Source organism: Leisingera sp. ANG-DT (genome assembly GCF_000813785.1).
GTDB lineage: Bacteria > Pseudomonadota > Alphaproteobacteria > Rhodobacterales > Rhodobacteraceae > Leisingera.
Genome location: NZ_JWLE01000001.1, coordinates 108,213 through 132,584, shown reverse-complemented (window position 1 = coordinate 132,584; position 24,372 = coordinate 108,213). Strand labels below are relative to the sequence as shown.

The window sequence follows — 24,372 nt, the reverse complement described above, 5'->3', positions numbered from 1 at the left end:
GCCCGTCATGCGGGCGCAATCCGGTTGTTACATATGCGCGGCACGCTCTGCGCAAATTTGACCAACCGGAGAAAAATTCATGCGCCTCGCCCTGACTTCGGCAGCCGCCCTGCTTGTGTCCACCGCCGCCCTGGCCGGCAATCCGCCAGTGGCAGCGGATGCGGGCCTCAGCTACGGCCCCCGCCCCGCCTATCTGATCTCCAAGCTGCCCGAGGGCGCGCTGAAAGAGAAGCTGCAGTCCTGCCTGGGCCAGACGCCGCAGCGCACGGATTTCTCCATCGGCCACCGCGGCGCGCCGCTGATGTTCCCCGAACACACCGCCGAATCCAACATCGCCGCCGCGCAGATGGGTGCCGGCATCCTGGAATGCGATGTCACCTTCACCAAGGATCTGGAACTGGTCTGCCGCCACGCCCAGAACGACCTGCACACCACCACCAACATCCTGACCTCGGACCTGGCGGACACCTGCGTCACCCCCTTCACCCCTGCGGACGGTGAAACACCTGCCGCTGCCGAGTGCCGCACGTCTGAGATCACCCTGGCCGAATTCCGCAGCCTGCAGCCCAAGATGGACAGTGCCGACAAGACGGCTCTGACCGCCGCAGCCTACCAGGGCGGCACCGCTGACTGGCGCTCCACCCTGTTTGCCGGCGACGCCACCAGCATGACCCACGCGGAATCGATCGCCCTGTTCAAATCGCTCGGCGCCAAATTCACCCCGGAGCTGAAGAGCCCGGCGGTGGAGATGCCTTTCAACGGCTTCTCCCAGGCAGACTACGCCCAGAAACTGATCGACGAATACAAGTCCGCCGGCATCCCCGCTTCGGATGTCTGGGCGCAAAGCTTCAACCTGGATGACGTGCTCTACTGGATTGAAAACGAACCCGAATTCGGCAAGCAGGCGGTATTCCTGGACGCCAGTTACGACCTCGAAGGCTTCGACCACAACAACCCGGCGACCTTCCCGCACGACTTTGCCGCGCTGCACGCCAAAGGCGTCAACTACATCGCCCCGCCGATGTGGATGCTGGTGACGTCCGCGGACGGCAAGATCGTCCCCTCGGCTTATGCCAAAGAAGCCAAGGCGGCAGGCCTCAAGCTGATCACCTGGACCCTGGAACGCTCCGGCCCGCTGGCCACCGGCGGCGGCTGGTACTTCCAGTCAGTTGCAGACCTCACCGCCGACGACAGCATGTACTACCAACTGCTGGACGTGCTGGCCCAGAACGTGGGGGTTGAGGGCGTGTTCTCCGACTGGCCCGCCACCACCACCTACTACGCGAACTGCATGGGGCTCTGACGCCCGTCCCTCCCCAAAAGACGGACACCCCCATCACCGGCCGCCTCCCTGCCCAGGAGGCGGCCTCTTTTAATTCTGCATAGCAGGTATATGTTATGGCTTCCCGGTCGCATCCGGGGTTGAGCCGCCCCGGCGGCCATCCTAGATAACTAGGGAAGCGCAAGGAGACATACATGTTCGGCATTCCCGGCAAACAGGCGGTGACCATGACGCCCAAGGCTGCGGCCCAGATCGCCAAGCTGATGGCAAAGGACGGCCATGCCGGCCTGCGCATCGGCGTCAAGAAGGGCGGCTGCGCGGGCATGGAATACACCATGGAATATGTCGACGCGCCCGACGCCAATGACGAGGTTGTGGAACAGGACGGCGCCCGCATCCTGATCGCGCCGATGGCGCAGATGTTCCTGTTCGGCACCGAAATCGACTATGAGGTGACGCTCTTGGAAAGCGGCTTCAAGTTCAACAACCCCAATGTGTCCGAGGCCTGCGGCTGCGGCGAGTCGATCTCCTTCAAAGAAGTTCCCGGCACCTGATCCGGCACACATTGGCAGAAAACACCGGGCGGGGCTTTCCCCGCCCTTTGCTTTTCAGCCAGGCTCTCAAGCGAATTGCACCGCTCCGCCGCCGGTGCTACCAGTCACGCCCAAACAGGACATTCGGAGGCACCCCCATGCGGCGGAAACTGGCAGCAGGCAACTGGAAGATGAACGGCACCGGCGAAAACCTCGCTGAACTGGCGGCCCTGGCGGAAAGCCATGCCTCCCCCGCAGCCGATATCCTGATCTGCCCGCCTGCCACCCTCCTGTCGCGCGCCGCGGACACCGCCAACAGCAGCGCCGTCGCCATCGGCGGCCAGGACTGCCACGCAAACGCCTCCGGCGCCCACACCGGCGATCTGTCGGCTGCGATGCTGAAGGACGCAGGCGCCTCTGCCGTGATCCTCGGCCACTCCGAACGCCGCGCCGACCACGGCGAGAGCGACGCCCAGGTCTGCGCCAAGGCCGAGGCCGCCATCGCAGAAGGCCTCATCGCCATCATCTGCATCGGCGAAACCCTGGCAGAACGCGAAGCCGGCGACACTTTGAAAGTGGCCGGCACTCAGCTCGCAGGCTCCGTCCCGGCCAATGCCACAGGCGCAAACACCGTGATCGCCTATGAGCCGGTCTGGGCCATCGGCACCGGCAAGGTGCCGACCCTGGAACAAATCGCCGAAGTGCATGATTTCCTGCGCGCCGAACTCACCGCCCGTTTCGGGGCTGAGACGGCAGACAGCATCCGCCTGCTCTACGGCGGCTCGGTGAAGCCGTCTAACGCTGCGGAAATCTTCGCCGTCTCCAACGTCGACGGCGCGCTGGTTGGCGGCGCCAGCCTCAAGGCCGCGGATTTCTCCCCGATCATCACCGCGCTTGAGGCCAGCTGAGGCTATTGGGTATTTAAGACCAGAAAGAAGCAGCAACTCCTGCGCGCTTCTTTCTGGTTCGAAATACCCCCGGGTGAATTGGCCCGAAGGGACAAGAGGGGCTGCGCCCCTGCCTTAAAACGAAAAACGCCCCGGTACCCCGGGGCGTTTTCTTATTGCGAACTTGCCTAGTTCGTTATGATCTCCGGCCCCATCACCGCGTTTGGCAGCACGGTCGACAGCCACGGCACATAGGTGATCAGGATCAGGAAGACGAACAAGACCGCCAGGAACGGAAGCGCGGCCCGCACCACCCCCATCATCGGCATGCCCGCCACGCCCGAGGTCACGAACAGGTTCAGGCCGACCGGCGGTGTGATCATGCCGATCTCCATGTTCACCACCATGATGATGCCCAGATGGATCGGGTCGATGCCCAGCTCGATGGCAATCGGGAACACCAAGGGCGCCACGATCACCAGCAGGCCCGAGGGTTCCATGAACTGGCCGCCGATCAGCAGGATCACGTTCACGACGATCAGGAACATCACCGGGCCGAAACCGGCAGACAGCATCGCATTGGCGATATGCTGCGGCACCTGCTCATCGGTCAGCACATGCTTCAGGATCAGCGCGTTGGCGATCACGAACAGCAGCGTCACGGTCAGCTTGCCCGCCTCGAACAGCGTATGCTTGGTGTCGCTGTGGAAGAAGGCCGTGACCAGCGCATAGGGCTTTTTCATGAGCGGCGTCTTCGCTTCACCCTCGCCGTTCGACAGCGGCCCCATGTCCTTGTAGACGAACGAGGCGATCAGGAAGGCATAGACCGCCGCCACCGCTGCCGCCTCAGTCGGCGTGAAGATACCGCCATAGATGCCGCCCAGGATGATCACGATCAGGAACAGGCCCCAGCCGGCCTCACGGCCCGAGGTGATGATCTCGCCCCAGCCCTTCCATTCGCCCTTCGGCAGGTTCTTGACCTTGGCCATCACATAGATGGTGACCATCAGGAACAGACCAGCCAGCAGGCCCGGAATGACACCGGCCAGGAACATCCGCCCGACGGAGACTTCCACAGCAGCCGCATAGACCACCATCACAATCGACGGCGGGATCAGAATGCCCAGGGTGCCTGCGTTACAGATCACACCGGCTGCGAACTCCTTGGTGTAGCCCACCTGCCGCATGCCTGCGATCACGATGGAGCCGATGGCCACCACGGTTGCAGGCGACGACCCGGACAGCGCGGCAAACAGCATGCAGGCAAAGACACCCGCAATCGCCAGACCGCCCGGCAGATGGCCGACACAGGCGATGGAGAAGCGGATGATCCGCCGCGCCACGCCGCCCGTCGTCATGAAAGACGACGCCAGAATGAAGAACGGGATCGCCAGCAGGGTGAAATGCCCTTCAAAGGCTTCAAACAGCGTACCTGCGACCGAGGCCAGAGAGCTGTCGGAGTAGATCAGCAAGAAGATTGTCGAGCTGAGGCCCAGGGACACCGCAATCGGCACCCCGATCAGCAGCAGGCCGATCACCATCGCAAAGAGGATTACCACTTCCATCAGTCATGCTCCCCGCGCTGCGCCTGCACTTCTGCAATTTCATCTTCGACTTCATGGCTGGCGACCAGCCGGTCAGCCTCGCCGCGGGCAATCTGGAACGCCGCCTGGATGAAGCGGAACACCAGAAGCAGCATCGACACCGGCAGCACCACGTAAGGCACCACCTTCGGCAGTTTCTCGTAAGAATCGCCGTAGTTGATCAGGTCCTCCAAGAACTTGAACACCGCCACCATCGGCACGTCCTGCACCTCATAGAAGCTCTGGCTGCGCGCCTTCATGTCCAGCCCGGTCGGGAACCAGCGGCCCGAGGTGGGCGGCAGGTCGGCAAACACCGCCCAGTAGTCATAAGCCCCCTTCAGCAAGAGCAGCGAAAACACGATGCAGCAGCCAGCGGCAAACAGGCCCACCGCCTTGCGCGCGCCCGGCGACAGCATGTTGACGATGGCATCGACGCCCAGATGCGCGTGGGTCTTGACCGCGTAAGACGCCCCCAGCAGCACCAGCCAGGCAAACAGGAACACCGTCAGTTCCAGTGCCCACAGAATGTTGGAATTGAACACGAAGCGCGCGATCACATTGGCGAATGTAATCGCCGTCATCAGCCCCAGCAGAAGCGCGATCAGGGTTTCTTCGAGTGAATTGATAAGCCCGCTCGGGCCGGTTCTGGACCCCGCCATGGCTGCCTCCCAAGTTTTGCGGAAAGTAAGGGTGCAGGCGGCGGATCCCCGCGCCGCCTGCGGTCACGGGGCGCCCGCGCAGGGCACCCCGGAGATGGCCTTTAGAGGCCTGCGTTGATGGCTTGCGCCGCGTCGATCTTCTCCTGGCCGACGTCGCCTGCGAATTTCTCCCAGACCGGCTTCATCGCCTCGACCCAGGCCGCGCGCTGCTCAGGGGTCAGTTCGCGCACCACGCCGCCGGCGTCGATGATCGCCTGGCGTGCTTCGCCGTTCACCTTGGTCGACTCGGCGTTCCGCACCGCGGTCACCTCGTTCAGGATGGTCAGGAACTGGTCGCGCACTGCCGGATCCAGGCTGTCCAGCCAGTCCACGGAGGTCACCACCAGGTAATCCAGCGCGCCATGGTTGGTCTCGGTGATGCCGTCCTGCACCTCAAAGAACTTCTTGCCGTAGATGTTGGACCAGGTGTTTTCCTGCCCGTCCACAACCCCCTGCTGCAGCGCGCCGTAAACTTCGGAGAACGCCATTTTCTGGGGCGAGCCGCCGATCGCTTCCATCTGCGCCACCAGCACGTCAGAGGACTGCACGCGGAACTTCAGCCCGTTGGCATCCGTGGGCTCGACCAGCGGCTTGTTGGCGGACATCTGCTTCATGCCGTTGTGCCAGTAGCCCAGCCCCTGCAGGCCGCGGCGCTGCATCGAGTTCAGCATCTCCTGCCCTGTCTCGGACGCCTGGAAGGCATCCACGGCTTCGATGTTCTTGAACATGAACGGCAGGTCGAACAGGCGGAACTGCTTGGTGAACTTCTCGAACTTCGAGAGGCTCGGCGCGGCCAGCTGCACATCGCCCTGCAGCATCGCTTCCAGCACCTTGTTGTCGTTATACAGCGTGGAGTTCGGATAGACCTCCATGCACATGGTGCCGTTCATCTCTTCGTTCACGCGCTTTTCCAGCAGCGCCGCAGCAATCCCCTTGGGGTGCTTGTCGGTGTTGGTGACGTGGCTGAACTTCACCACGATTTCGCCGTCATCACAGGCGGCGCTTGCGGCGCCTGCGGAAACAGCCAGAGCCAATGCGGTGGCGGCAGTTGTCAGGAATTTCATGGTTTTTCCTCCCAGAAAAATCGTCTGTAAATCCGATGGTGCACTCAGCGCAGGACTGAGGCCTGGCAAAAGCATCCCAAGTTGCGGAAAACCGCTCAACAATTGATTCGAGAATCACCATTTCACAGAATTATCTGCGTCTTTGCATACACTTACGGGAGACATCAAAAGCGTATCAACAACGCCCGCAACAAGCTGTGCGAAATCCCGCACAGGGCTTTCAGGGCTTTGTGCGAAAAACCGCACAAATGTTAGCGCCAGACAAAACTGCAGGAATCACGAGCATGTTTGCAACTGATAGGTCTGCGCCTGCCTGGGCGGGCGCGAATGCGCCTGACCGTTTTGCCGGAGGCAAACCTGTGGTTTGACGGGCAGGCAGGCGCAGACCGGGCCGCAAGCGACCCGGTCTAAGAAGGGTGTTGCGCACCCACCGTACGCACCGCTTGCCGCTCTTTAACCCGGGCCTGCGATACTCATTCCCGTCGCGACAACGGTACGGACTGACACCCCGCACCACCAGGAGATCACAGGGCCCCCGGACCACCTCTTAATAGGTTTCAGGGGCGTCCCGCACCGAAGGCTTCAGCGGACATGGGGGCTTGCGACCCCCGTCCTCCCTCCGCCCACGGCCCCGATGGGGCTTTCCGGCGGCGCCGCCTCCTTGATTACCCCGGCCTCAGCGCCGGTCAGTACGAACCGCAAGGCTCCCGGCCCCAGCGCCCTCAGCGGCGGTAATCCTCAGGCCGGATGCCATAGCGGGCCAGCTTATCGTAAAACGTCTTGCGCGGCAGCTTCAGGGCTTCCGCGGCCGCAGCCGCGCGCCCGTTGGCGCGGCCCAGCGCCGCAATCAGCAGCGAGCGCTCCACCTGCGCCATCTGCTCTGCCAGTCCCAGCCCGGCCGCCGCTGCGGCCTCTTCCGGCATTCCCAGCACAAACCGCATCGCCGCCGACATCAATGAGCGCGCATTGCCCGGCCAGTCCTGCGCCATCAGCGCCGCCAGATGGTCCTGCGAAACCTCCGGCGCCTCGATCCCCGCCTGCTCCGCCGCCTGTGCCACGTAATGGCGGAACAGCACCGGGATGTCGCCGGGCCGTTCCGCCAGCGAGGGGATCCGCACCCGCATCACATCCAGCCGGTAAAACAGATCCGCGCTGAACCCGCCCGCTTCCGCCTTGCCCGCCAGATCAGCGCTGGAGCCCGCGATGATCCGCACCCCGCCGCCCTGTTCCAGCTGCGCCAGCAGCGCATACTGCGCCGCCTCCGGCAGCGCCTGCACCTCGTCCAGGAACAATGAGCCGCCCGCCGCCTCCTGGCACAGCTCCGCCACAGTGTCCGCCGCCAGCCCGGCGGCAGGGCGTTTCACAAAGGGCCCCTGCGCGGCGGGCGACATCAGGTGGATAACCTCCGCCACCTTGGAAATGCCGCTGCCCGGCGCGCCGGTGACCAGCACCTCTGCCCCCGTCGGCGCCACCGCCCGCACCCGCTGGCGCATTTCCTTGGCCTGCGGCGAGGTCCCGAACAGCAGCCGCGCTGCCGGGTCGCCGGTTTCCAGCTGATGCTTCAGCCGCCGGTTCTCCAGCACCAGCGCCCGGGTCTTCAGCGCGCGCTCCAAGACCGGCAGGAAGTCGGCGGGCGCACAGGGTTTCTCAAGGAAATCAAACGCCCCCTGCGACATCGCCTTCACCGCCATCGGAATGTCACCCTCGCCGGTCAGCAGCACCACCGGCAGTTCCTCGTCGGCACCGCGGGCATAGTCCAGCAGGTGAAACCCGTCCCGCCCCGGCATCCGGATGTCAGACACGATGATGCCATCGAACGCAGAGGTGATGTGATCCTTCGCCGCCACAAACGAGCCGCAGGCGACCACATCCAGGTCGTTCAGCTCCAGCGTCTGCGCCAGCGCCTCCCGCACCGCCGCGTCATCATCTACCAGCAGCACCTTGCGGGTCATGCCGCGTCTCCCTTTTCAGCACCTTCGCGCCACGGCTCCAGCTCCACCGTGAACACCGCGCCGCCGCCGGTATTGGCACCACGGATATTGCCGCCAAAGCTCTGCACCAGCCCATAGGAGATCGACAGCCCCAGCCCCATCCCCTCGGAACTGCCCACTGCCTTGGTGGAATAGAAGGGATCAAACATCTTTTCCGGCTCCTTGATGCCGGGACCGCTGTCCTGCACCCGCACCAGCAGCCGCGGGCCAGTGTCAACGCTGATCGAGATCACCTTCTCCACCTGTCCCTGCATCGCATCGGCGGCGTTGTTGATCAGATTCACAAACACCTGCGTCAGCCGCACCTCGCCGCCCCAGGCATGGACCGGCCCGCCGCAGGCAGCCGGGGTCCACCGCAGGTCGATGCGGTCGGCCTTCAGCCGCGGCATCGTCAGCTCCACTGCGGCGTCGATCACCTGCACCAGATCGACCTGCCCCATCGGCTCGCTTTCATTGCGGGCAAAGGCACGCAGGTTCTTGATGATCCGCGCCATCCGCGCCGCCATATCGGCAATCCGGCCCAGGTTTTCGCCGGTCCGCTCCGCCTTGCCGCGCTCCAGAAAGGCAGCGCCGTTCTCGGCATATTGCTGGATCGCCATCAGGGGCTGGTTCAGCTCGTGGCTGATGCCTGCTGACATCTGCCCCAGTGCCGACAGCTTGCCCGCCTGCACCAGCTCCTCCTGCGCGCGCTTCAGGGCCGCCTCGGCCTCCTCGCGCTCGCGCACCTCGCGGCGCAGCTGGGTGTTGGCCGCCGACAGATCACGGGTGCGCTGCTCGACCCGGCTCTCCAGCACCGCGTTGGCCTCCGCCAGGGTGCGGCGGCGCTCCATCACGATAAACAGCATCGCACCCAGCGCCAGGCACACTGCCGCCAGCGCCGCCGCCTGCAGCAGCGCAATCTGCCGGGCCGGCGCCACGTCCACCAGGATCTCCCCGGTCATGCCGATGACCGGCAGGCCAACTGTCAGATGCAGCGCCTGGGCAGGCAGGTAAGGGCTGCCCTCCAGGCTCCAGATCTCATGCCCGGCAAAATAGTCGCGTCCCGTCACGCTCGGGTTCTGTCCGTCAGCGCCGCGCTGCCAGAACAGCAGCTCCGTGCGGTTGGCAATGAACACCTCTCCGCGCTCATCGGTAAAGAACACCGCGGGCAAGGAGCCGCGCCAGGTCTGCTCCACGTCCCCCACATCTGCGACCACAACCAGCGCGCCCCGCACCCGGCCCTCACCGGAAAAGGCGGGGGCTGCATAGAAATAGGCGCGTTTGCCCTCCGCGGGCAGCACGCCATGGCCTGTGCCCAGCGCGCCCTGCGTGGCCCGGATGAAATAATCCTCCGCTGCCACGCTGGCACCTGTCACCCCCTCGGCAGCCGCCAGCACCCGCCCGTCCGCGGCAGCAAAGAACACATCCAGCGCTGCCGTCTTGTCGGCGACCGCGCGCAGCAGCTCCGCCGCCTCGTCTTGCGCTGCCGGCGTCGAGAGGTCTGCCAGCGCCGGATGCTCCGCCGTCAGCACCGCCAGTTCCTGATAGACCTGAAGCTGGGTGCTGACGCGGTCAGACGCCAGCGCCAGATCCGCGGCGCTGCGCTCTGCCAGGCCGTTCAGAGCCTGGCGGTATCCATAAGACCAGACCGCAAGCGCCAGTGCCGCCACGGCCACAAGGAACCCGGCAGGCAGGCTCCAGCGAAGATAGTGCTGTGTTTTCATTGCGGCACGTTATCAAAGCGGCCCTTGCATTGACCAGACGCAACAGCAACAACCGGTATATGAAGACTTTAATCCAATCCCCCACCGATCCCGCCTTTGTGCAGGACCCCTATTCTTTCTATGCCGAAGCCCGGAAACATGGGCAGCTGCACCACTGGCAGGACTACGGCATGGTTGCTGCCTTCGGCCATTCCGCGGTGCATATGCTGCTGCGCGACCGCCGCTTCGGCCGCGAGGTTCCGGAAGAGCTGCGCAAGCCCGGCCCCGCCCATCTGGCCCCCTTCCTGGCGGTGGAGGCGCATTCGATGCTAGATGCCGAACCGCCCCGCCACACCCGCCTGCGCCGCCTGGTGCTACGCGCCTTCACCTCGCGCGAGATTGCGGCGCTGGAGCCGGGTATCCGGGAGCTGTGCCACCAGCTGGCTGGCAGCTTCCCGGACCAGCCCTTTGACCTGCTGGACGCCTATTGCACCCAGGTGCCGGTGATCACCATCTGCCGCCTGCTGGGGGTGCCGGAGGCGATGGCGCCGCAGCTTCTGGACTGGTCGCACAAGATGGTTGCGATGTACCAAGCGTCGCGCACGGAAGACACTGAACACGCCGCGGCCAAGGCCTCGCAGGAGTTCACCGAGTTTCTGCGCGGCTATATCGCGGAGCGCCGCAATGATCCCCGCGACGACCTGATCACCCGGCTGATCGCGGCGGAGGAGGAAGGCGACAAGCTGTCAACAGACGAGCTGATCGGCACTTGCATCCTGCTGCTGAATGCGGGCCATGAGGCCACCGTGCATTCGCTGGGCAATGGTGTGAAGACGATGCTGCAGCAGGGCTGGCAGCCGGAGTGGCTGGCGCCGGAGGGGATCGAGGGGCTGGTGGAGGAAATCCTGCGCTTCGACCCGCCCCTGCACATGTTCACCCGCTACGCCTATGAGGAGGCAGAGGTTTTCGGCCACACCTTCCAGCGCGGCGACCAAGTGGCCCTGCTGCTGGGCGCCGCCAACCGCGACGCATCGGCGCTGGACGATCCGCACCGCTTCGACCCATCCCGCCTGCCGAAAGTGAACAAGAGCTTCGGCGGGGGCTTGCATTTCTGCGTCGGCGCGCCGCTGGCCCGGCTGGAGATGCAGATTGCCCTGCCCATCTTGTTCGAACACTGCCCGGACCTGAAACTGGCGGCAGAGCCGGAGTACTCGAACACCTATCACTTCCACGGCCTCACGCGGCTGATGGTCGCCCGCAGCTGAGGACCGGGGCGCTCCCGCCCGCGCCGCAGGGATCACAGATCCCCTTGCACAGTTGGGCCAGGCGCCGCTGACGCGGCGTGACGCCCCCCCTTTTTCACCTTTGGCAAAACACTCCGGGGGTGAGGCGCCCCGGCGCCGAGGGGGCAGCGCCCCCTCCCGCCCTCCTTCCGCGCCCGGCCCGGATGTCACTTCGGCAAGGCCGGCAGGGCCGCCATGCCGGGACTGTTCAGCAGCCACTCCCGGAAGGCGGCCACCTTGGGGTCGTTCCATTTCTGCCGTTCGCCGATCAGCGCATAAGATCCTTGCGGGGTGGTGCAGGCCATGTCCGGGAAGGGCAGCACCAGATCCCCCCTTTCCAGTTCGTCGCGGCACAGCACCAAATCGGCCATCACCACACCGGTCCCGATCACCGCCGCGCGGGTGGCCATGTCGAGGTTCGGGAAAACTTCACCGCTGTCCGGGTCCACCGCCTCCACCCCGAAATGCTGCAGCCAAGTGTGCCAGTCCTGGCGGCGCGGGGTTTCGTGCAGCAGCCTCAGACCCGCCAGCGCCGCAGGACCGTCCGCAAGCGCAGGCAGCAGCGATGGCGCGCAAGCGGGTGAAAGGATCATGCCGAACAGCGGCATGACCTCGATATCCGCAGGCCGTCCCGGGATGTTTTCCAACGAAATGCCAAGATCGTATTCCGACCGTTCAAACCCCTTGCTGCCATAGAAGTCGGTGGCCAGCCGCAGGGTGATCTCCGGATGCGCGATGCGGAACTGCTCCAGCTGCGGCAGCAGCCAGCGCAGCGACAGGGTCGGCGGGCAGATCACCCGCAGCTCGGAGGCATCCGCCGTGACCCGCTCCACCTCGCGCTGCATCATCGCAAAGGCCTCGGTCAGCACCGGGTAAAGCCGCTGCCCCGCCGCCGTCAGCGCCACCCCGCGGGCGTTGCGGTGAAACAGCGGCACGCCGATGTGGTCCTCCAGGATCTTCACCTGGCGGCTGATGGCGCCGCGCGTCACGAACAGCTCCTCCGCAGCCGCGATGAAGCCTTCGTAGCGGGCGGCGGCCTCAAAGGCGCGCAGGGAATTCAGGGGCGGCAAGCGCATCATCTCACCATGGGTCAGTTTTCCTGAACCATGGTGGAGATTAACTGGTTTGCGCGCAAGCCCCCTCCGCCCCTATCTCTCAGAGGCCTGAATGGAGGAACAGCCATGAGTTCAAATTGTGAAACAGCAGACATCCGGCACCATGCGGGTCCGGCCCGCAGCGTGTTTGATTGGATTGCAGCCCTGATAGGGCTGAGAAAAGCTGAGCCTTTTACAAACACGTCCCGGAAAACGGTCCATGTGCCGCGCCGCGACATGGAGCGGCTGTCGGAAATCTCTCCGCACCTGCTGGCCGATATTGGCGTAGTGCCGCAAGCATCCGCCGAAGACACATCACCCTGGCGGCTGCAAGATGGGCGCCACCTGCTGCTGCGCCCGCCTCTGTGACGATCAGCTGCGGCCAGCCGGCCGCCCTACCCTCTAGCTGCCCAGCGGCAGCATGGTGGTCGACTTAATCTCTTCCATCGACAAAAGCGCGGTCACATTGTGCACTTTCACCTCTGAGATCAGCGCCTGATAGAACACATCATAGGCACGGGCGTTCTGCACCCGCACTTTCAGGATATAGTCGATATCGCCCGCCAGACGGTGCGCCTCCTGCACCTCGGGGCGTTCCTGCAGCGCCTTCAGGAACTTGGCCTGCCATTCCGCCTCATGCTCCGAGGTGCGGATGAGGACAAAGAAACAGGCCTCAAACCCCAGGGAATCCGCATCCAGCAGCACCGTCTGCTGGCCGATCACCCCGGCCTCCTTCAGCTTGCGGATGCGATTCCACACCGGGGTCTTGGAAGACCCCACCCGGCGGGCTATTTCATCCAGCGACTGGCTGGCGTCGCGCTGCAGTTCAGCCAGAATTTTCCGGTCCGTGCCGTCGATCCGCACCGTCATTCCTGTTTTCTCCTTTTGTGAGGACCAATCGGCCCGATGTCCCGCCGCGGCAAAACCATTGTTCTTATTTATCCGCCCATATAGCGCAATACCGGGAATATTTCCTATATCTAACCCCAAGTCAAACACACTCAGAGGGTACAGGAATGTCCGCACCATCGACACATGCTGCCAATGCCGCCACTCACGTCCGTGGCAGCATGGACTGTATGGTTGCGGGCCAGGTGTGCTTTGCGGGCTCCGGCCCCGGCGATGCAGAGCTGCTGACCCTGAAAGCCCTGCGCGCGCTGCAAGCCGCCGACGTGATCCTGCATGACCGTCTGGTGAGCGCAGAGATCCTTGAACTGGCCGGCCCGCAGGCGGTGCTGGAAGACGCAGGCAAGGAAGGCTTTGGCGCTCAGGTTTCTCAGGCGGACATCAACGCCCGGCTGGTGGAGCTGGCCAAGCAGGGCAAGAAGGTTCTGCGGCTGAAGGGCGGCGATCCTGCGATCTTTGCCCGCCTCGATGAAGAGCTGACCGCCTGCGAGGAAGCGGGCATCGCCTACAGCATCATCCCCGGCATCACCGCCGCCTCCGCTGCCGTGGCCGCTATCGGCCAGAGCCTGACGCAGCGCGGCCGCAATACCTCGGTCCGGTTCCTGACCGGCCATGCGATGACCGGCTTTGCCGATCACGACTGGGCCGCACTGGCGCGCCCGGGCGAGGTTGCCGCGGTCTATATGGGCAAGAAATCCGCCCGCTTCGTGCAGGGCCGCCTGATCATGCATGGCGCCGACCGCGCAACGCCGGTGACCATCATCGAAAACGCCTCGCGCCCCGAACAGCGGGTGCTGGAAACAACGCTGGACCGCCTGCCCGCCGACCTGGATGCGGCTGGTTTCGACGGCCCTGCCCTCACATTCCTGGGACTTGCCCCGCGCCAGGCGGCGGCAGCCCTGAACGATCTCAAAACGGAGCTTGCATAATGGCCCGCGCCTTTACACCCAAAGTCATCACCGCCAACGACCTGCTCGAGGGCGACGTGATCTATTTCACCGCCCAGGACACCTGGACCCGCGACCTGTCCGAAGCTGAGCTGATCACGGACGAGGCAGACGCCCAGCTGCGCCTGATCGAGGCGGAGAAGCAGAACATCAAGATCGTCGGCGCCTATCTGGCCGACGCCAAGGCAGGCCCGAACGGCCCCGAGCCGACCCACTTCCGCGAGGAATTCCGCCGCACCGGACCCTCGAACTACTTCCACGGCAAACAGGAGGCTGAAGCCAATGTATAAGTACAATGAATTCGACGAAGCCTTCCTGGCCGAACGCAACGCCCAGTTCCGCGCCCAGGTCGAGCGCCGCATCGACGGCTCCCTCACCGAGGAAGAATTCCGCCCGCTGCGCCTGATGAACGGCGTCTATCTGCAGCTGCACGCCTATATGCTGCGGGTTGCGATCCCCTATGGCACCCTGAACCCGAACCAGATGCGCGCCCTGGCGCTGCTGGCGGAGAAGTGGGACAAGGGCTATGGCCATTTCACCACCCGCCAGAACATCCAGTACAACTGGCCGAAACTGCGTGACCTGCCGGACATGCTGGACGCGCTGGGTGAGGTCGGCCTGCACGCGATCCAAACCTCGGGCAACACCATCCGCAACACCACCGCCGACCATTTCGCCGGTGCCGCCGCGGATGAGCTGACCGATCCCCGCCCCTATGCCGAGCTGATCCGCCAGTGGTCCACCGACCACCCGGAATTCCAGTTCCTGGGCCGCAAGTTCAAGATCGCCATCACTGGCAGCGACACCGACCGCGCCGTGATCCGCGCCCATGACGTGGGCCTGCAGGTGGTCGAGAAGGACGGCAAGCTGGGCTTCAAGGTTATCGTTGGCGGCGGCCTCGGCCGTACCCCGATGATCGGCCAGGTGCTGCGCGAGTTCCTGCCGCAGGCGGATCTGCTGCCCTATCTGGAGGCGGTTCTGACCGTCTACAACGTGCTGGGCCGCCGCGACAACAAGTACAAGGCGCGCATCAAGATCACCGTCTCCGAGAACGGCATCGACACCTACCGCGCGATGACCGAGGAAGCCTTCCTGACCATCCGCGGCCAGTACGACGGCACCGACCAGGAGCTGCTGGAAGAGATCAAGGCGCATTTCCAGGCGCCGGAGTTCCGCTCCGCCCCGACCGATGCGTTCGACACAGCTTATGCCAACGACCCGGTGTTCCGCGCCTGGGCCGACACCAACCTGCACGCGCACCGCGCCGAGGGCCACGCCATCGCCACCATCTCGATCAAGGCGCATGGGGCAACCCCGGGCGACGCATCGGCTGAGCAGATCCGCGTGATGGCGGACCTGGCAGAGCAGTACGGCTATGGCGAGCTGCGCATCAGCCACCAGCAGAACGTGATCCTGCCGCATGTCCACAAGTCGGACCTGCCGGCAATCCACGCCAAGCTGAAAGAACACGGGCTGGCCACCGCAAACCTCGGCCTGATCTCGGACATCATCGCCTGCCCGGGCATGGACTACTGCAACCTGGCCACCGCCCGCTCGATCCCGGTCGCGCAGGAGATTGCCACCCGCTTTGACGAGCTGAAGCTGGAGCATGACATCGGCCACCTGCAGATCAAGATCTCGGGCTGCATCAACGCCTGCGGCCACCACCATGTGGGCCACATCGGCATCCTGGGCCTGGACCGTGCAGGGGTGGAGAACTACCAGATCACCTTGGGCGGCGACGCGTCGGAAAATGCCGCCATCGGCACCCGCACCGGTCCCGGTTTCGCCTATGACGAAATCGTGCCTGCGGTGGAACGGATCGTGGAGACCTACCTGTCGGTGCGCGAAAACGCCGAGGAGACCTTCATCGAAACCTACCGCCGGGTTGGCATGGATCCCTTCAAGGCCGCGCTTTACCCCGAGGCTCAGAAAAAGGTCGCCTGATCTGATGTTCCATACAGCCGGAAACAAGCCCGCCGGAGAGGAAGACCTCATCCGGGACCGGGAGCTGGCCGCCAAGGCGGAGGCGCTCAATGCGCGCTTCCGCCACCATTCGGCCACCTCGGTGATGGAGGGCGCTTTGCGGGATGCAGGGCACATCGCCCTGGTCTCCTCTTTCGGCGCGGAATCCGTGGTGCTGCTTCACATGGCCGCGATCATCGACCCGATGACCCCGGTTGTGTTCGTGGACACCGAACTGCTGTTCACCGAAACGCTGATCTATCAGCAGGAGGTGAGCGAGCGGCTGGGCCTGCGCAATGTGCGCATCATCCGCGCCGATGACATCGCCGAGAAGGACCCCTACGGGGCCCTCAAGTTCAGCGACAAGGACGCTTGCTGCACGCTGCGCAAAACCGTGCCGCTGCAAAAGGCGCTGGCGGACTACGACGGCTGGATCACCGGCCGCAAGCGGTTCCAGTCCGGCACCCGTGCGGCGCTGGAGTTCTTCGAGGTCGAAGAAGGCACCGGGCGGCTGAAGATCAACCCGCTGGCCCACTGGGCGCCGGAAGATGTGCGCGCCTATATGGATGAGAACCGCCTGCCCCGCCATCCGCTGGTGGCCAAGGGCTATCCCTCGATCGGCTGCGCGCCCTGCACCAGCCCGGTCAAGGAAGGCGAAGACCCGCGCGCCGGACGGTGGCGCGGGGAGAACAAAGAAGAATGCGGCATCCACGTGGTGGACGGCCAAATGGTACGCACAGGAGCGTGAGTGAGATGACTGTTATCGTGACCGACACCGGCTTTGCCGCCGAAGACTGGACCGGCGGCTTTGAGGGCAGCAACGTGCTGGAGCTGGCCTCGGACGCCAATCTGAACGACGTATCGCTGGACGGCGTGGAGCTGGTGCGGGTGCAATTCCCCAGCTTTGCCGACGGCCGCGGCTTCACCCTGGCCCGCCAGCTGCGGCTGAAGGGCTTTGAGGGCCGCCTGCGCGCCTTCGGCCATGTGATCGCCGACCAGTACGCCATGGCCCGCCGCTCCGGCTTTGACGAGGTTGAGCTGACCGACGAGCTGGCCGCCCGCCAGCCCGAGGACCAGTGGCTCGCCCGCGCCAACTGGAAAGACCACAGCTATCAGGCCCGCCTGCGCGGCAGCACCGCTGCCCGCTAAGCCAGCCCCTTAACCCGGGACACTCCCTGAAACCGGCTCCGTTGCGTCAGACGCGGGGCCGGTTTCGCAAAACAGGGGGTTTTCCTGACCTGTATCAAAGACTAATCAGAGGTGCCGGCTACTCCTCCGGCAGTGGAACCGATGAATGAGATGACACCCGTGACCGACACTGCAACCGACCCGAAACCGGCCAAAGCCGTGCCGGCCCTGCCCGACGCCCAGACCGTGACCCAGGTGAAACACTGGACCGACCGGCTGTTCTCCTTCCGCTGCACCCGGCCTGCCTCCCTGCGCTTCCGCTCCGGCGAGTTCGTGATGATCGGCCTGATGAACGATCCCGATCCCAAGACTGGCAAGGTGAAGCCCCTGCTGCGCGCCTATTCCATTGCCTCCCCCTCCTGGGACGAGGAAATGGAATTCTACTCGATCAAGGTGCAGGACGGCCCGCTGACCTCCAAGCTGCAGCACATCAAGGAAGGCGACGAGATCATCCTGCGCCCCAAGCCGGTCGGCACCCTGGTGCATGACGCGCTGGTTCCGGGCAAGCGGATCTGGTTCTTTGCCACCGGCACCGGCTTTGCCCCCTTCGCCTCGCTGCTGCGCGAGCCGGAAACCTATGAGAAATTCGACGAGGTGATCATCACCCACACCTGCCGTGAAGCAGGCGAGCTGACCTATGGTGCTGAGCTGATCGAGAGCCTGAAGGACGACGAACTGCTGAATGAGGTGATCGGCGAAGGCTTCTGGAAGAAGATCAAGTACTACCCGACCACCACCCGCGAAGAGAGCCCCAAGATGGGCCGCATCACCGACCTGATGCGTTCCGGCGAGGCCTTTGCCGATCTCGGCGTGCCGCCGCTGAACCCGGAAAGCGACCGGGCGATGATCTGCGGCAACCTGGCCTTCAACCTGGAGCTCAAGGACCTCTTTGAGAACACTTACGGCCTCGAGGAAGGCGCCAACTCCAAGCCCGCACATTTCGTGGTCGAGAAGGCATTCCTGGACTGATCCGGCGCTGGCCCGCCCCTGCGGGCTGCCCGAATTTTGACACGGATTTGACGGGAGGCTGCCGCCTCCCGTTTATCTTTTGTTGGGGATGAATCGGTAATTCTGCTGCTGAGATCCAGAATGGAGCAACAGCAGATGCATAACGAAACGGCCCCCGGGCAGGCGCCCGTCTTCCAGTCCGTCAGAACCGAAGCAGGCAAGGCCCGCGTCCGCGCCGCGCTGTCCGGCTTCCAGAACCGCCCCGACCCGGTGCAGCCGCCGCTGCAGGACAGGATTGCCGCCATCAAGGCCCGTTTCGACCTGCGCGCCATGACACCGCAGGACATCGACCTGATGTTCGACGCGCTGGTGCAGGAAGGCCAGCCGATGACCGCGCCGATGCTGCTTTTGAATTCGATGGGCGACCGTTTCCGCAGCCATCTGGCCGGCCTCACCGGCAAGGACTACGACGGCGGCAAAGCGCTGGACCTGCTCGCGGTGGCACAGCTGCAGATCCAACGCGCCCGCAAGCAAGGCGGCGCCAGCGGCGGCTGGGAGAGCTTCCTGACGTTCCTGGTGCCGCAATCGCCCTCTGAACAGCCCGCAGCCCAAGCACCGCTGGAGCATATGGCGCGCCTTGCCCAGCAGGCGCAGGCGCGGCCGCACTGACCGGCGGCCGCCGCGGCGCGGTTCAACCGGACAATCAAAAAAGGCGGCCGGGGTTCCCCAGCCGCCTGTTTTTGTTCCCGCCTTGGCGGAGGCTATCAGTCGCTGCCGGTTGCCGTGGTGTCAGCCGCACCGGTTTCGCCAGCGCCGGACTGGTTCAGCAGTTCCTCAGCGGCAGTGTTTGCGCTGTCCAGCGCCCCGGTGGCAGTGTCCTGTGCCGCCTCAGCAGCATCTGCAGCCGCATCCGCCGCGCCTGTTGCAGTTTCTGCAGCGCTGTCAACCGCTGTGGCTGCTGCATCTGCTGCGGTGCCGGTGGCCTCGCCAGCCGCATCGGACGCGCTGTCCAGCGCATCGCCGACGGTTTCCGTCACCGCGCCGGCGGCCTCGTTTACCGCATCCTGCGCCGCTTCAACCGCGTCGCCTGCTGCCTCGGCGCCTGACTCGACGGCTTCTTCCACTGCCTCAGCCGCGTCCTGGGCGGCGTCTTCTGCCGCTGCCGCCGGTTCTTCCGAAGTCACCGGATCGGTGCTGCTTTGCTCTTCCTGCACCGCGGGTGCTTCAGCCGGGGCGGGCTCCTGCGCGTCCTGGCCGCTCACCAGCAGATAGGCAACCACCGCTGCGGCACCCAGGCCCAGCACGATCAACAACTGTTTCATAGGTCTCTCCTCACTCCTGCCGGCCCGTCCGGGGCCGGGCCGCGCCACGCGCGGCATCTGCCTGCCAGATGGCAATGCACGGGGCACAGCTCAAGGGGGAAGTTTGGCACATATGCATCACGGGCGGCGCCGCGCCGCCCGGCCGCGCCAAACTGGCGGAACCCCGCCGCAATTGCGGTTTTTTCAGACGGTTGCGCCGCCCGCTTCACCTGCAATCCGGACCAGTTTCGCTTCTGTTTTCCGGGCCTTTTGCAACATGCGGCCTTGAAATGCGGCTTTCCTGCCGCCATACCGCCCATAACGCTTGAATCACAGACGCGGGGGCAGTAGCGTTCCCGCACTTTTTGCAATGACAGAAGGATCGCAGTCATAGCCCGCAGACCTCATAACGCGCCGCCGCAACGAGACACCGGCCCGCGCGTCAACGAAAAAATCCGCGCCCCCGAAATCCGCCTGATCGGCGCCGATGGCGAAAACGTCGGGGTTGTGCACCCGGCAAAAGCCATGGACATGGCGGCAGAGGCCGGACTTGATCTGGTTGAAATCTCGCCCAACGCCAATCCGCCCGTGTGCAAGATCATGGACTTTGGCAAGTTCAAATACGAACAGCAGAAGCGCGAGAGCGAAGCCCGCAAGAAGCAGAAGATCATCGAGGTCAAAGAGGTCAAGTTCCGTCCCAACACGGACACCCATGACTACGATGTGAAGATGCGCAATGTCGTGAAGTTCCTGGAGAACGGCGACAAGGTGAAGGTCACCCTGCGCTTCCGCGGCCGCGAAATGGCGCACCAGAATCTTGGCCGCGAGCTTCTGGAGCGGGTTGCCGAGGACACCAAGGAGATCGGCAAGGTCGAGAACTTCCCCAAGATGGAAGGCCGCCAGATGATCATGCTGATCGGGCCGCTCGCCAAGAAATAAGCCGGTGCACCGCTGGTGCCAGGCACAGCCCCGCAGGCCGCCGCCTGCGGGGCTTTTTTTGTCTGCTTCGGTTAGCGCTGCCTTAACGCCTGCCCGCTATACAGGTGCCATCTCCAGTGAAGGCAGACGCATGACCAGCTTGACCGACGTTCAGAACACCGCCTTCATGGCCATTGGCCCCAGCCGGATTGCCGCGCTGTCGCTGCTGGCGCTGGCGCAGGCGCCGGAGGGTGCGGACAGCTCCAATGCAGAGGATGTGCTGGACCTGTCGGTGCGGCGTATCTGCGCCGCTTGCGATATGCTCGGCGGCGGGCTGGATGCCCTGCTGGCGGACTGCGCCTATACTCTTCCGGCGGAGCTTGAGGGCAAGCGCCAGTCCTGCCTGGAGTTGCTGGAACCGCTCCACAGTGCGGCCGGCCAGGCTGACGGCGCCGTACTGGCGCACGTTCGCAATGTGCCGGATCTGGCCGCCCTTTGCCTTTACCGGCTGGAACCGGCGGTCTCGGACTTTCTCAAGGACATGGTGCAGACCCTGCGCGAGGCGCAGCAGCAGCGCGAGGAAGAGCGTGACGCACAGATGCGCGCGACCATCGCCACTGCCGAAGGGGTTGGCAAGAACATCAAGTTCATCTCCTTCAACGCCTCGATCGAGGCGGCGCGGATCGGCGAAATGGGCAAGGGCTTTGCCGTCATTGCCACCGAGATCCGCGAACTGTCCGGCAAGACTCAGAACCTGCTGGAAGAAATGTCCGGCTATCTGAAGCACTGACACGGGAACAGGCACCGGTAACCGGCGCCTGCGCATGTCTTTAGCTTGCGGCGGTTCAGCCCGCTGCGGCCACCGCGCGTTTTGCCATCACCCCAACCAGATGGGCGCGGTATTCCTTGGTGCCATGCAGATCACCGATCATGCCGCCGGCATCCACACTCAGCCCGTCCAGCGCGTCCGGTGCGAAATTGGCATCCAGCGCCGCCTCGGCCTCATGCCAGCGGAACACGCCCTCCTCTGACGCGCCGGTGACAGCCACCCGGACGCCCGCCGCATATTTCGCCGCAAAGACGCCCACCAGGGCAAACCGCGATGCGGGCTGCAGGAACTTCTGGTAATTGGCCTTTTCCGGCACCGGGAAGCGCACTGCGGTGATGATCTCGCCTTCTTCCAGCGCAGTCTCGAACAGGCCGCGGAAATAGTCATCGGCAGTGATCTCGCGGGCGTTGGTGACGATGGTCGCACCGCTGCCCAGCGCCGCCGCCGGATAACAGGCCGCCGGGTCGTTGTTGGCCAGCGAACCGCCGATTGTGCCGCGGTTCCTGACCGCCGGGTCCCCAATATGGCTGGCCAGTTCCGCCAGCGCCGGATAGCTGTCCGCCGCGGCAGCGGCCACTTCTGCATGGGTGACTGCGCCGCCAATGGTCAGCATGCCGCCATTGTCACTCAGCTCCTTCAGCTGCGGAATGCCGCTGAGGGAGACCAGTTTCGACGGCATCGCCAGCCGCTGTTTCAGCGTCGGGATCAGCGTCTGCCCGCCGCCCAGCGCCTGCGCGTCCTCATCCGCCAGCGCGGCAACCGCCTCTGCAACGGTTGAGGGCTTCTCGAATTCGAATTCATACATTTCGTATCCTTTCTGAAAACCGGCCCGCCGGCTTTCATCTTTCCGAAAATACTCCGGGGGTATGGGGGCAGCGCCCCCATGAGCCCTTACCCGTTCATCGCCGCCCAGACCCGAGCAGGCGACAGCGGCATGTCAATGTGGGCCACGTTCTTGCCGCCCGACTGCAGCGCGTCGATCACCGCATTGACCACCGCCGGCGGCGAGCCGATGGCGCCGGCCTCACCGCAGCCCTTCACGCCCAATGGGTTATGGGTGCAGGGGGTCTGGCAGGAATGGTCCACCTGGTAGAACGGCACGTCATCGGCCCGGGGCATCGCGTAGTCCATGAAGGAGGCCGACAAGAGCTGGCCGTCCTCGTCATAGGCGGCGTTCTCCAGCAGCGCCTGGCCAATGCCCTGCCCCAGCCCGCCATGGACCTGACCGTCAACGATCATCGGGTTGATAATATTGCCGAAATCGTCCGCCGCCGCGAACCGTTCGATGCTGACCTTGCCGGTGTCGGGGTCCACCTCCACCTCGCAGGCATAGGCGCCAGCCGGATAGGTGAAGTTCGCCGGGTCATAGAACGCGGTCTCCTCCAGCCCCGGTTCCAGCTCCTCCAGCGGGTAGTTGTGGGGCACATAGGCGGTCAGGCAGACATCGCCCCAGGCCACCGACTTGTCGGTGCCCGCAACGGTGAACTGGCCGTCCTTCAGCTCGATATCGGCGTCCGAGGCCTCCATCAGATGGGCGGCAATCTTCTTGGCCTTGCTGATGATCTTCTCTGTCGCGCGTACCATGGCGGAGCCGCAGACCGCGATGGAGCGCGAGCCGTAGGTGCCCATGCCGAACGGCACCCGTCCGGTGTCGCCGTGCACGATATCGACCATGCTCTCATCAATGCCGATCATGTCGGCGACAACCTGCGGGAAGGAGGTTTCATGCCCCTGCCCGTGGGAATGCGCGCCGACCATCACGCTGATGGAGCCGGTGGCGTTCACCCGCACGGTGGCGGCATCATAAAGCCCCGCCCGGGCGCCCAGCATGCCCACGATGTTGGAGGGAGCGATGCCGCAGGCCTCAATATAGCAGTTGATGCCAAAGCCACGCAGCTTGCCGTTTTTCTCGCTTTCGGCGCGGCGGGCGGCGAAGCCTGCCACATCGGCGACCTGCTCCAGCTTGTCCATCGTCGCCGCGTAATCGCCGGTGTCGTAGGTCAGCGCCACCGGGGTTTCATAGGGGAACTCGGTGATGAAGTTCTGGCGGCGCAGGGCAATCGGGTCGGCGCCCAGCTCGCGCGCGGCCTTGTCGATCACCCGCTCCAGCTGATAAGTCGCCTCCGGCCGGCCGGCACCGCGGTAGGCATCCACCGGCACCGTGTTTGTGAAGACCGTTTTCACGTTCACCTGCACGATGGGCGTCTTGTAGTTTCCGGCCATCAGGGTGCCATGCAGGTAGCTGGGCACCGAGGTGGAGAAGGTCGAGAGATACGCGCCCATATTGGCCATCGTGTTGGTGCGCAGCGCGGTGAAGTTGTTGTCAGCATCCAGCGCCAGCTCGATCTTCGTCACATGGTCGCGGCCATGGGCGTCGGAGATGAACGCCTCTGCCCGGGTGGAGGTCCATTTCACTGCCCGGCCGCAGGCCTTGGCGGCGAAGGTGCAGAAGGCTTCCTCGGCGTAGTGGAAGATCTTGGAGCCGAAGCCGCCGCCCACATCCGGCGCGATCACCCGCACCTTGTGCTCTGGCAGGCCCAGCACAAAGGCGCACATCAAGAGGCGGATCACATGCGGGTTCTGGCTGGTGGTATAAAGCGTGTGCTCATCCGTGGCGCGGCTGTAATCGCCGATGGCCACGCGCGGTTCCATCGGGTTGGCGACCAGGCGGTTGTTGACCAGCTCCAGCGTTGTCACATGGGCGGCGCTGTCAAAGGCCGCTTGCACCGCATCGTCATCGGGATTGCCGAACACCCAGTCATAACAGAGGTTTGAGGTCAGATCCTCATGCACCTTAGGGCTGCCGTCCGCCAGAGCTGCACCCATGCTGACCACCGCGGGCTTGTCGCTGAGGCTAAGCTCAATCGCTTCCGCCGCATCGCGGGCCTGTTCCAGCGTGTCCGCAACCACGGCAGCGACGATCTCGCCCACGTGGCGGATCGTATCATGCGCGATGATCGGGTGGCGCGGCTCCTGCTGCGGGTTGCCGTGGCGGTCGGTCACGCCCCAGCCGCAGGGGATGCCGCCCACCTCGGCGAAATCGGCGCCGGTGAAGATCTTCACCACGCCGGGCATCGCCTCAGCCGCGGATGTGTCGATGGAATTGATGGTCGCATGGGCCACATCGGCGCGCAGGAAATGCACATGGGCCTGGCCGTTCACGTTAATGTCGTCGGTATAGTTTCCGGCTCCTGTCAGGAACCGCACGTCCTCGCGCCGCTTGGGGCTGGCGCCGATGCCGTTATCCTTGGGCATGTCTGGTCTTCCTCCCTG

At 64.5% G+C, this 24,372-nt stretch carries 24 protein-coding genes; 14 read left to right on the top strand and 10 right to left on the bottom strand.

The genetic code is table 11. The features are described from left to right. Window positions 1–79: 79 nt before the first annotated feature. The 3 genes from RA21_RS00640 to tpiA all read left to right on the top strand — a co-directional run bounded on the left by RA21_RS00640 (window position 80) and on the right by tpiA (window position 2,723). Window positions 80–1,303 (top strand): glycerophosphodiester phosphodiesterase family protein, encoded by a 1,224-nt coding sequence (locus RA21_RS00640; RefSeq protein WP_039145502.1) that lies wholly within the window; start codon window positions 80–82, stop codon window positions 1,301–1,303. Between the two features lie 173 nt (window positions 1,304–1,476). Next, window positions 1,477–1,836, top strand: a complete 360-nt coding sequence (locus RA21_RS00635) for a HesB/IscA family protein (RefSeq protein ID WP_019295899.1) — start codon at window positions 1,477–1,479, stop codon at window positions 1,834–1,836. 137 nt (window positions 1,837–1,973) lie between these two features. Further along, window positions 1,974–2,723 carry a triose-phosphate isomerase gene (tpiA, locus tag RA21_RS00630; RefSeq protein WP_039145500.1) on the top strand — a complete coding sequence of 250 codons (750 nt, stop codon included), beginning with the start codon at window positions 1,974–1,976 and terminating at the stop codon, window positions 2,721–2,723. Between the two features lie 167 nt (window positions 2,724–2,890). Here the strand turns inward: tpiA and RA21_RS00625 are convergent, their stop codons facing one another. The 5 genes from RA21_RS00625 to RA21_RS00605 all read right to left on the bottom strand — a co-directional run bounded on the left by RA21_RS00625 (window position 2,891) and on the right by RA21_RS00605 (window position 9,741). Then, the gene (locus tag RA21_RS00625; protein ID WP_039145498.1) at window positions 2,891–4,267 is read right to left on the bottom strand and encodes a TRAP transporter large permease; all 1,377 of its coding nucleotides are present in this window, start codon (window positions 4,265–4,267) and stop codon (window positions 2,891–2,893) included. Then, window positions 4,267–4,944 (bottom strand): TRAP transporter small permease, encoded by a 678-nt coding sequence (locus RA21_RS00620; protein WP_039145495.1) that lies wholly within the window; start codon window positions 4,942–4,944, stop codon window positions 4,267–4,269. The genes RA21_RS00625 and RA21_RS00620 overlap by 1 nt, the downstream gene beginning before the upstream one ends. Before the next feature lie 101 nt (window positions 4,945–5,045). After that, entirely contained in the window at window positions 5,046–6,047 is a 1,002-nt protein-coding gene (locus tag RA21_RS00615; protein WP_039145494.1) for a DctP family TRAP transporter solute-binding subunit, read from the bottom strand. Between the two features lie 722 nt (window positions 6,048–6,769). After that, window positions 6,770–7,999, bottom strand: coding sequence for a sigma-54-dependent transcriptional regulator (locus RA21_RS00610; RefSeq protein WP_019295904.1), 1,230 nt, complete (start codon window positions 7,997–7,999; stop codon window positions 6,770–6,772). Beyond that, window positions 7,996–9,741, bottom strand: a complete 1,746-nt coding sequence (locus RA21_RS00605) for a sensor histidine kinase (protein ID WP_039145493.1) — start codon at window positions 9,739–9,741, stop codon at window positions 7,996–7,998. Before RA21_RS00605 ends, RA21_RS00610 begins: the two co-directional genes overlap by 4 nt. 59 nt (window positions 9,742–9,800) lie before the next feature. On the opposite strand from RA21_RS00605, the gene RA21_RS00600 reads away from it, so the two are divergent. Next, on the top strand, window positions 9,801–10,985 hold the full coding sequence (locus tag RA21_RS00600) for a cytochrome P450 (protein ID WP_039145491.1): 1,185 nt from the start codon (window positions 9,801–9,803) through the stop codon (window positions 10,983–10,985). 185 nt (window positions 10,986–11,170) lie between these two features. Here the strand turns inward: RA21_RS00600 and RA21_RS00595 are convergent, their stop codons facing one another. Beyond that, window positions 11,171–12,079: a LysR substrate-binding domain-containing protein gene (locus RA21_RS00595; protein ID WP_052257584.1), complete on the bottom strand. Its 909-nt coding sequence runs from the start codon at window positions 12,077–12,079 to the stop codon at window positions 11,171–11,173. Between the two features lie 240 nt (window positions 12,080–12,319). Here RA21_RS00595 and RA21_RS22775 point away from each other — a divergent pair, with 240 nt between their 5' ends. After that, the gene (locus tag RA21_RS22775) at window positions 12,320–12,466 is read left to right on the top strand and encodes a hypothetical protein (protein WP_156131907.1); all 147 of its coding nucleotides are present in this window, start codon (window positions 12,320–12,322) and stop codon (window positions 12,464–12,466) included. A gap of 33 nt (window positions 12,467–12,499) precedes the next feature. Here the strand turns inward: RA21_RS22775 and RA21_RS00590 are convergent, their stop codons facing one another. After that, window positions 12,500–12,967: an Lrp/AsnC family transcriptional regulator gene (locus RA21_RS00590; RefSeq protein WP_019295909.1), complete on the bottom strand. Its 468-nt coding sequence runs from the start codon at window positions 12,965–12,967 to the stop codon at window positions 12,500–12,502. 209 nt (window positions 12,968–13,176) lie between these two features. Here RA21_RS00590 and cobA point away from each other — a divergent pair, with 209 nt between their 5' ends. From cobA to RA21_RS00555, 7 genes are all read left to right on the top strand, one after another. After that, window positions 13,177–13,932, top strand: a complete 756-nt coding sequence (gene cobA / locus RA21_RS00585) for a uroporphyrinogen-III C-methyltransferase (RefSeq protein WP_019295910.1) — start codon at window positions 13,177–13,179, stop codon at window positions 13,930–13,932. Beyond that, a complete protein-coding gene (locus RA21_RS00580) occupies window positions 13,932–14,240 on the top strand; it encodes a DUF2849 domain-containing protein (protein WP_019295911.1) in 309 nt (102 codons plus the stop codon). The genes cobA and RA21_RS00580 overlap by 1 nt, the downstream gene beginning before the upstream one ends. After that, window positions 14,233–15,897, top strand: coding sequence for a nitrite/sulfite reductase (locus RA21_RS00575; RefSeq protein ID WP_039145489.1), 1,665 nt, complete (start codon window positions 14,233–14,235; stop codon window positions 15,895–15,897). The genes RA21_RS00580 and RA21_RS00575 overlap by 8 nt, the downstream gene beginning before the upstream one ends. Window positions 15,898–15,901: 4 nt before the next feature. Beyond that, window positions 15,902–16,663 carry a phosphoadenylyl-sulfate reductase gene (locus tag RA21_RS00570; RefSeq protein WP_052254166.1) on the top strand — a complete coding sequence of 254 codons (762 nt, stop codon included), beginning with the start codon at window positions 15,902–15,904 and terminating at the stop codon, window positions 16,661–16,663. Window positions 16,664–16,668: 5 nt separating this feature from the next. Then, window positions 16,669–17,064 (top strand): DUF934 domain-containing protein, encoded by a 396-nt coding sequence (locus RA21_RS00565; RefSeq protein WP_039145487.1) that lies wholly within the window; start codon window positions 16,669–16,671, stop codon window positions 17,062–17,064. A gap of 141 nt (window positions 17,065–17,205) precedes the next feature. After that, a complete protein-coding gene (locus RA21_RS00560; protein WP_029204787.1) occupies window positions 17,206–18,072 on the top strand; it encodes a ferredoxin--NADP reductase in 867 nt (288 codons plus the stop codon). A 135-nt stretch (window positions 18,073–18,207) separates the two neighbouring features. After that, window positions 18,208–18,720, top strand: a complete 513-nt coding sequence (locus RA21_RS00555; RefSeq protein WP_241483455.1) for a hypothetical protein — start codon at window positions 18,208–18,210, stop codon at window positions 18,718–18,720. Window positions 18,721–18,815: 95 nt separating this feature from the next. On the opposite strand, the gene RA21_RS00550 is transcribed toward RA21_RS00555, so the two are convergent. Continuing rightward, window positions 18,816–19,373 carry a hypothetical protein gene (locus tag RA21_RS00550; RefSeq protein ID WP_052257558.1) on the bottom strand — a complete coding sequence of 186 codons (558 nt, stop codon included), beginning with the start codon at window positions 19,371–19,373 and terminating at the stop codon, window positions 18,816–18,818. A 360-nt stretch (window positions 19,374–19,733) separates the two neighbouring features. On the opposite strand from RA21_RS00550, the gene infC reads away from it, so the two are divergent. Then, window positions 19,734–20,291 carry a translation initiation factor IF-3 gene (gene infC / locus RA21_RS00545; RefSeq protein ID WP_342586016.1) on the top strand — a complete coding sequence of 186 codons (558 nt, stop codon included), beginning with the start codon at window positions 19,734–19,736 and terminating at the stop codon, window positions 20,289–20,291. A gap of 130 nt (window positions 20,292–20,421) precedes the next feature. Next, window positions 20,422–21,060 carry a methyl-accepting chemotaxis protein gene (locus RA21_RS23385; RefSeq protein ID WP_019295919.1) on the top strand — a complete coding sequence of 213 codons (639 nt, stop codon included), beginning with the start codon at window positions 20,422–20,424 and terminating at the stop codon, window positions 21,058–21,060. 55 nt (window positions 21,061–21,115) lie between these two features. Here RA21_RS23385 and RA21_RS00535 read toward each other — a convergent pair whose 3' ends face one another. After that, window positions 21,116–21,904, bottom strand: a complete 789-nt coding sequence (locus RA21_RS00535) for an FAD binding domain-containing protein (RefSeq protein ID WP_039145483.1) — start codon at window positions 21,902–21,904, stop codon at window positions 21,116–21,118. An 86-nt stretch (window positions 21,905–21,990) separates the two neighbouring features. Continuing rightward, entirely contained in the window at window positions 21,991–24,354 is a 2,364-nt protein-coding gene (locus tag RA21_RS00530; RefSeq protein ID WP_039145482.1) for a xanthine dehydrogenase family protein molybdopterin-binding subunit, read from the bottom strand. Window positions 24,355–24,372 lie beyond the last annotated feature (18 nt).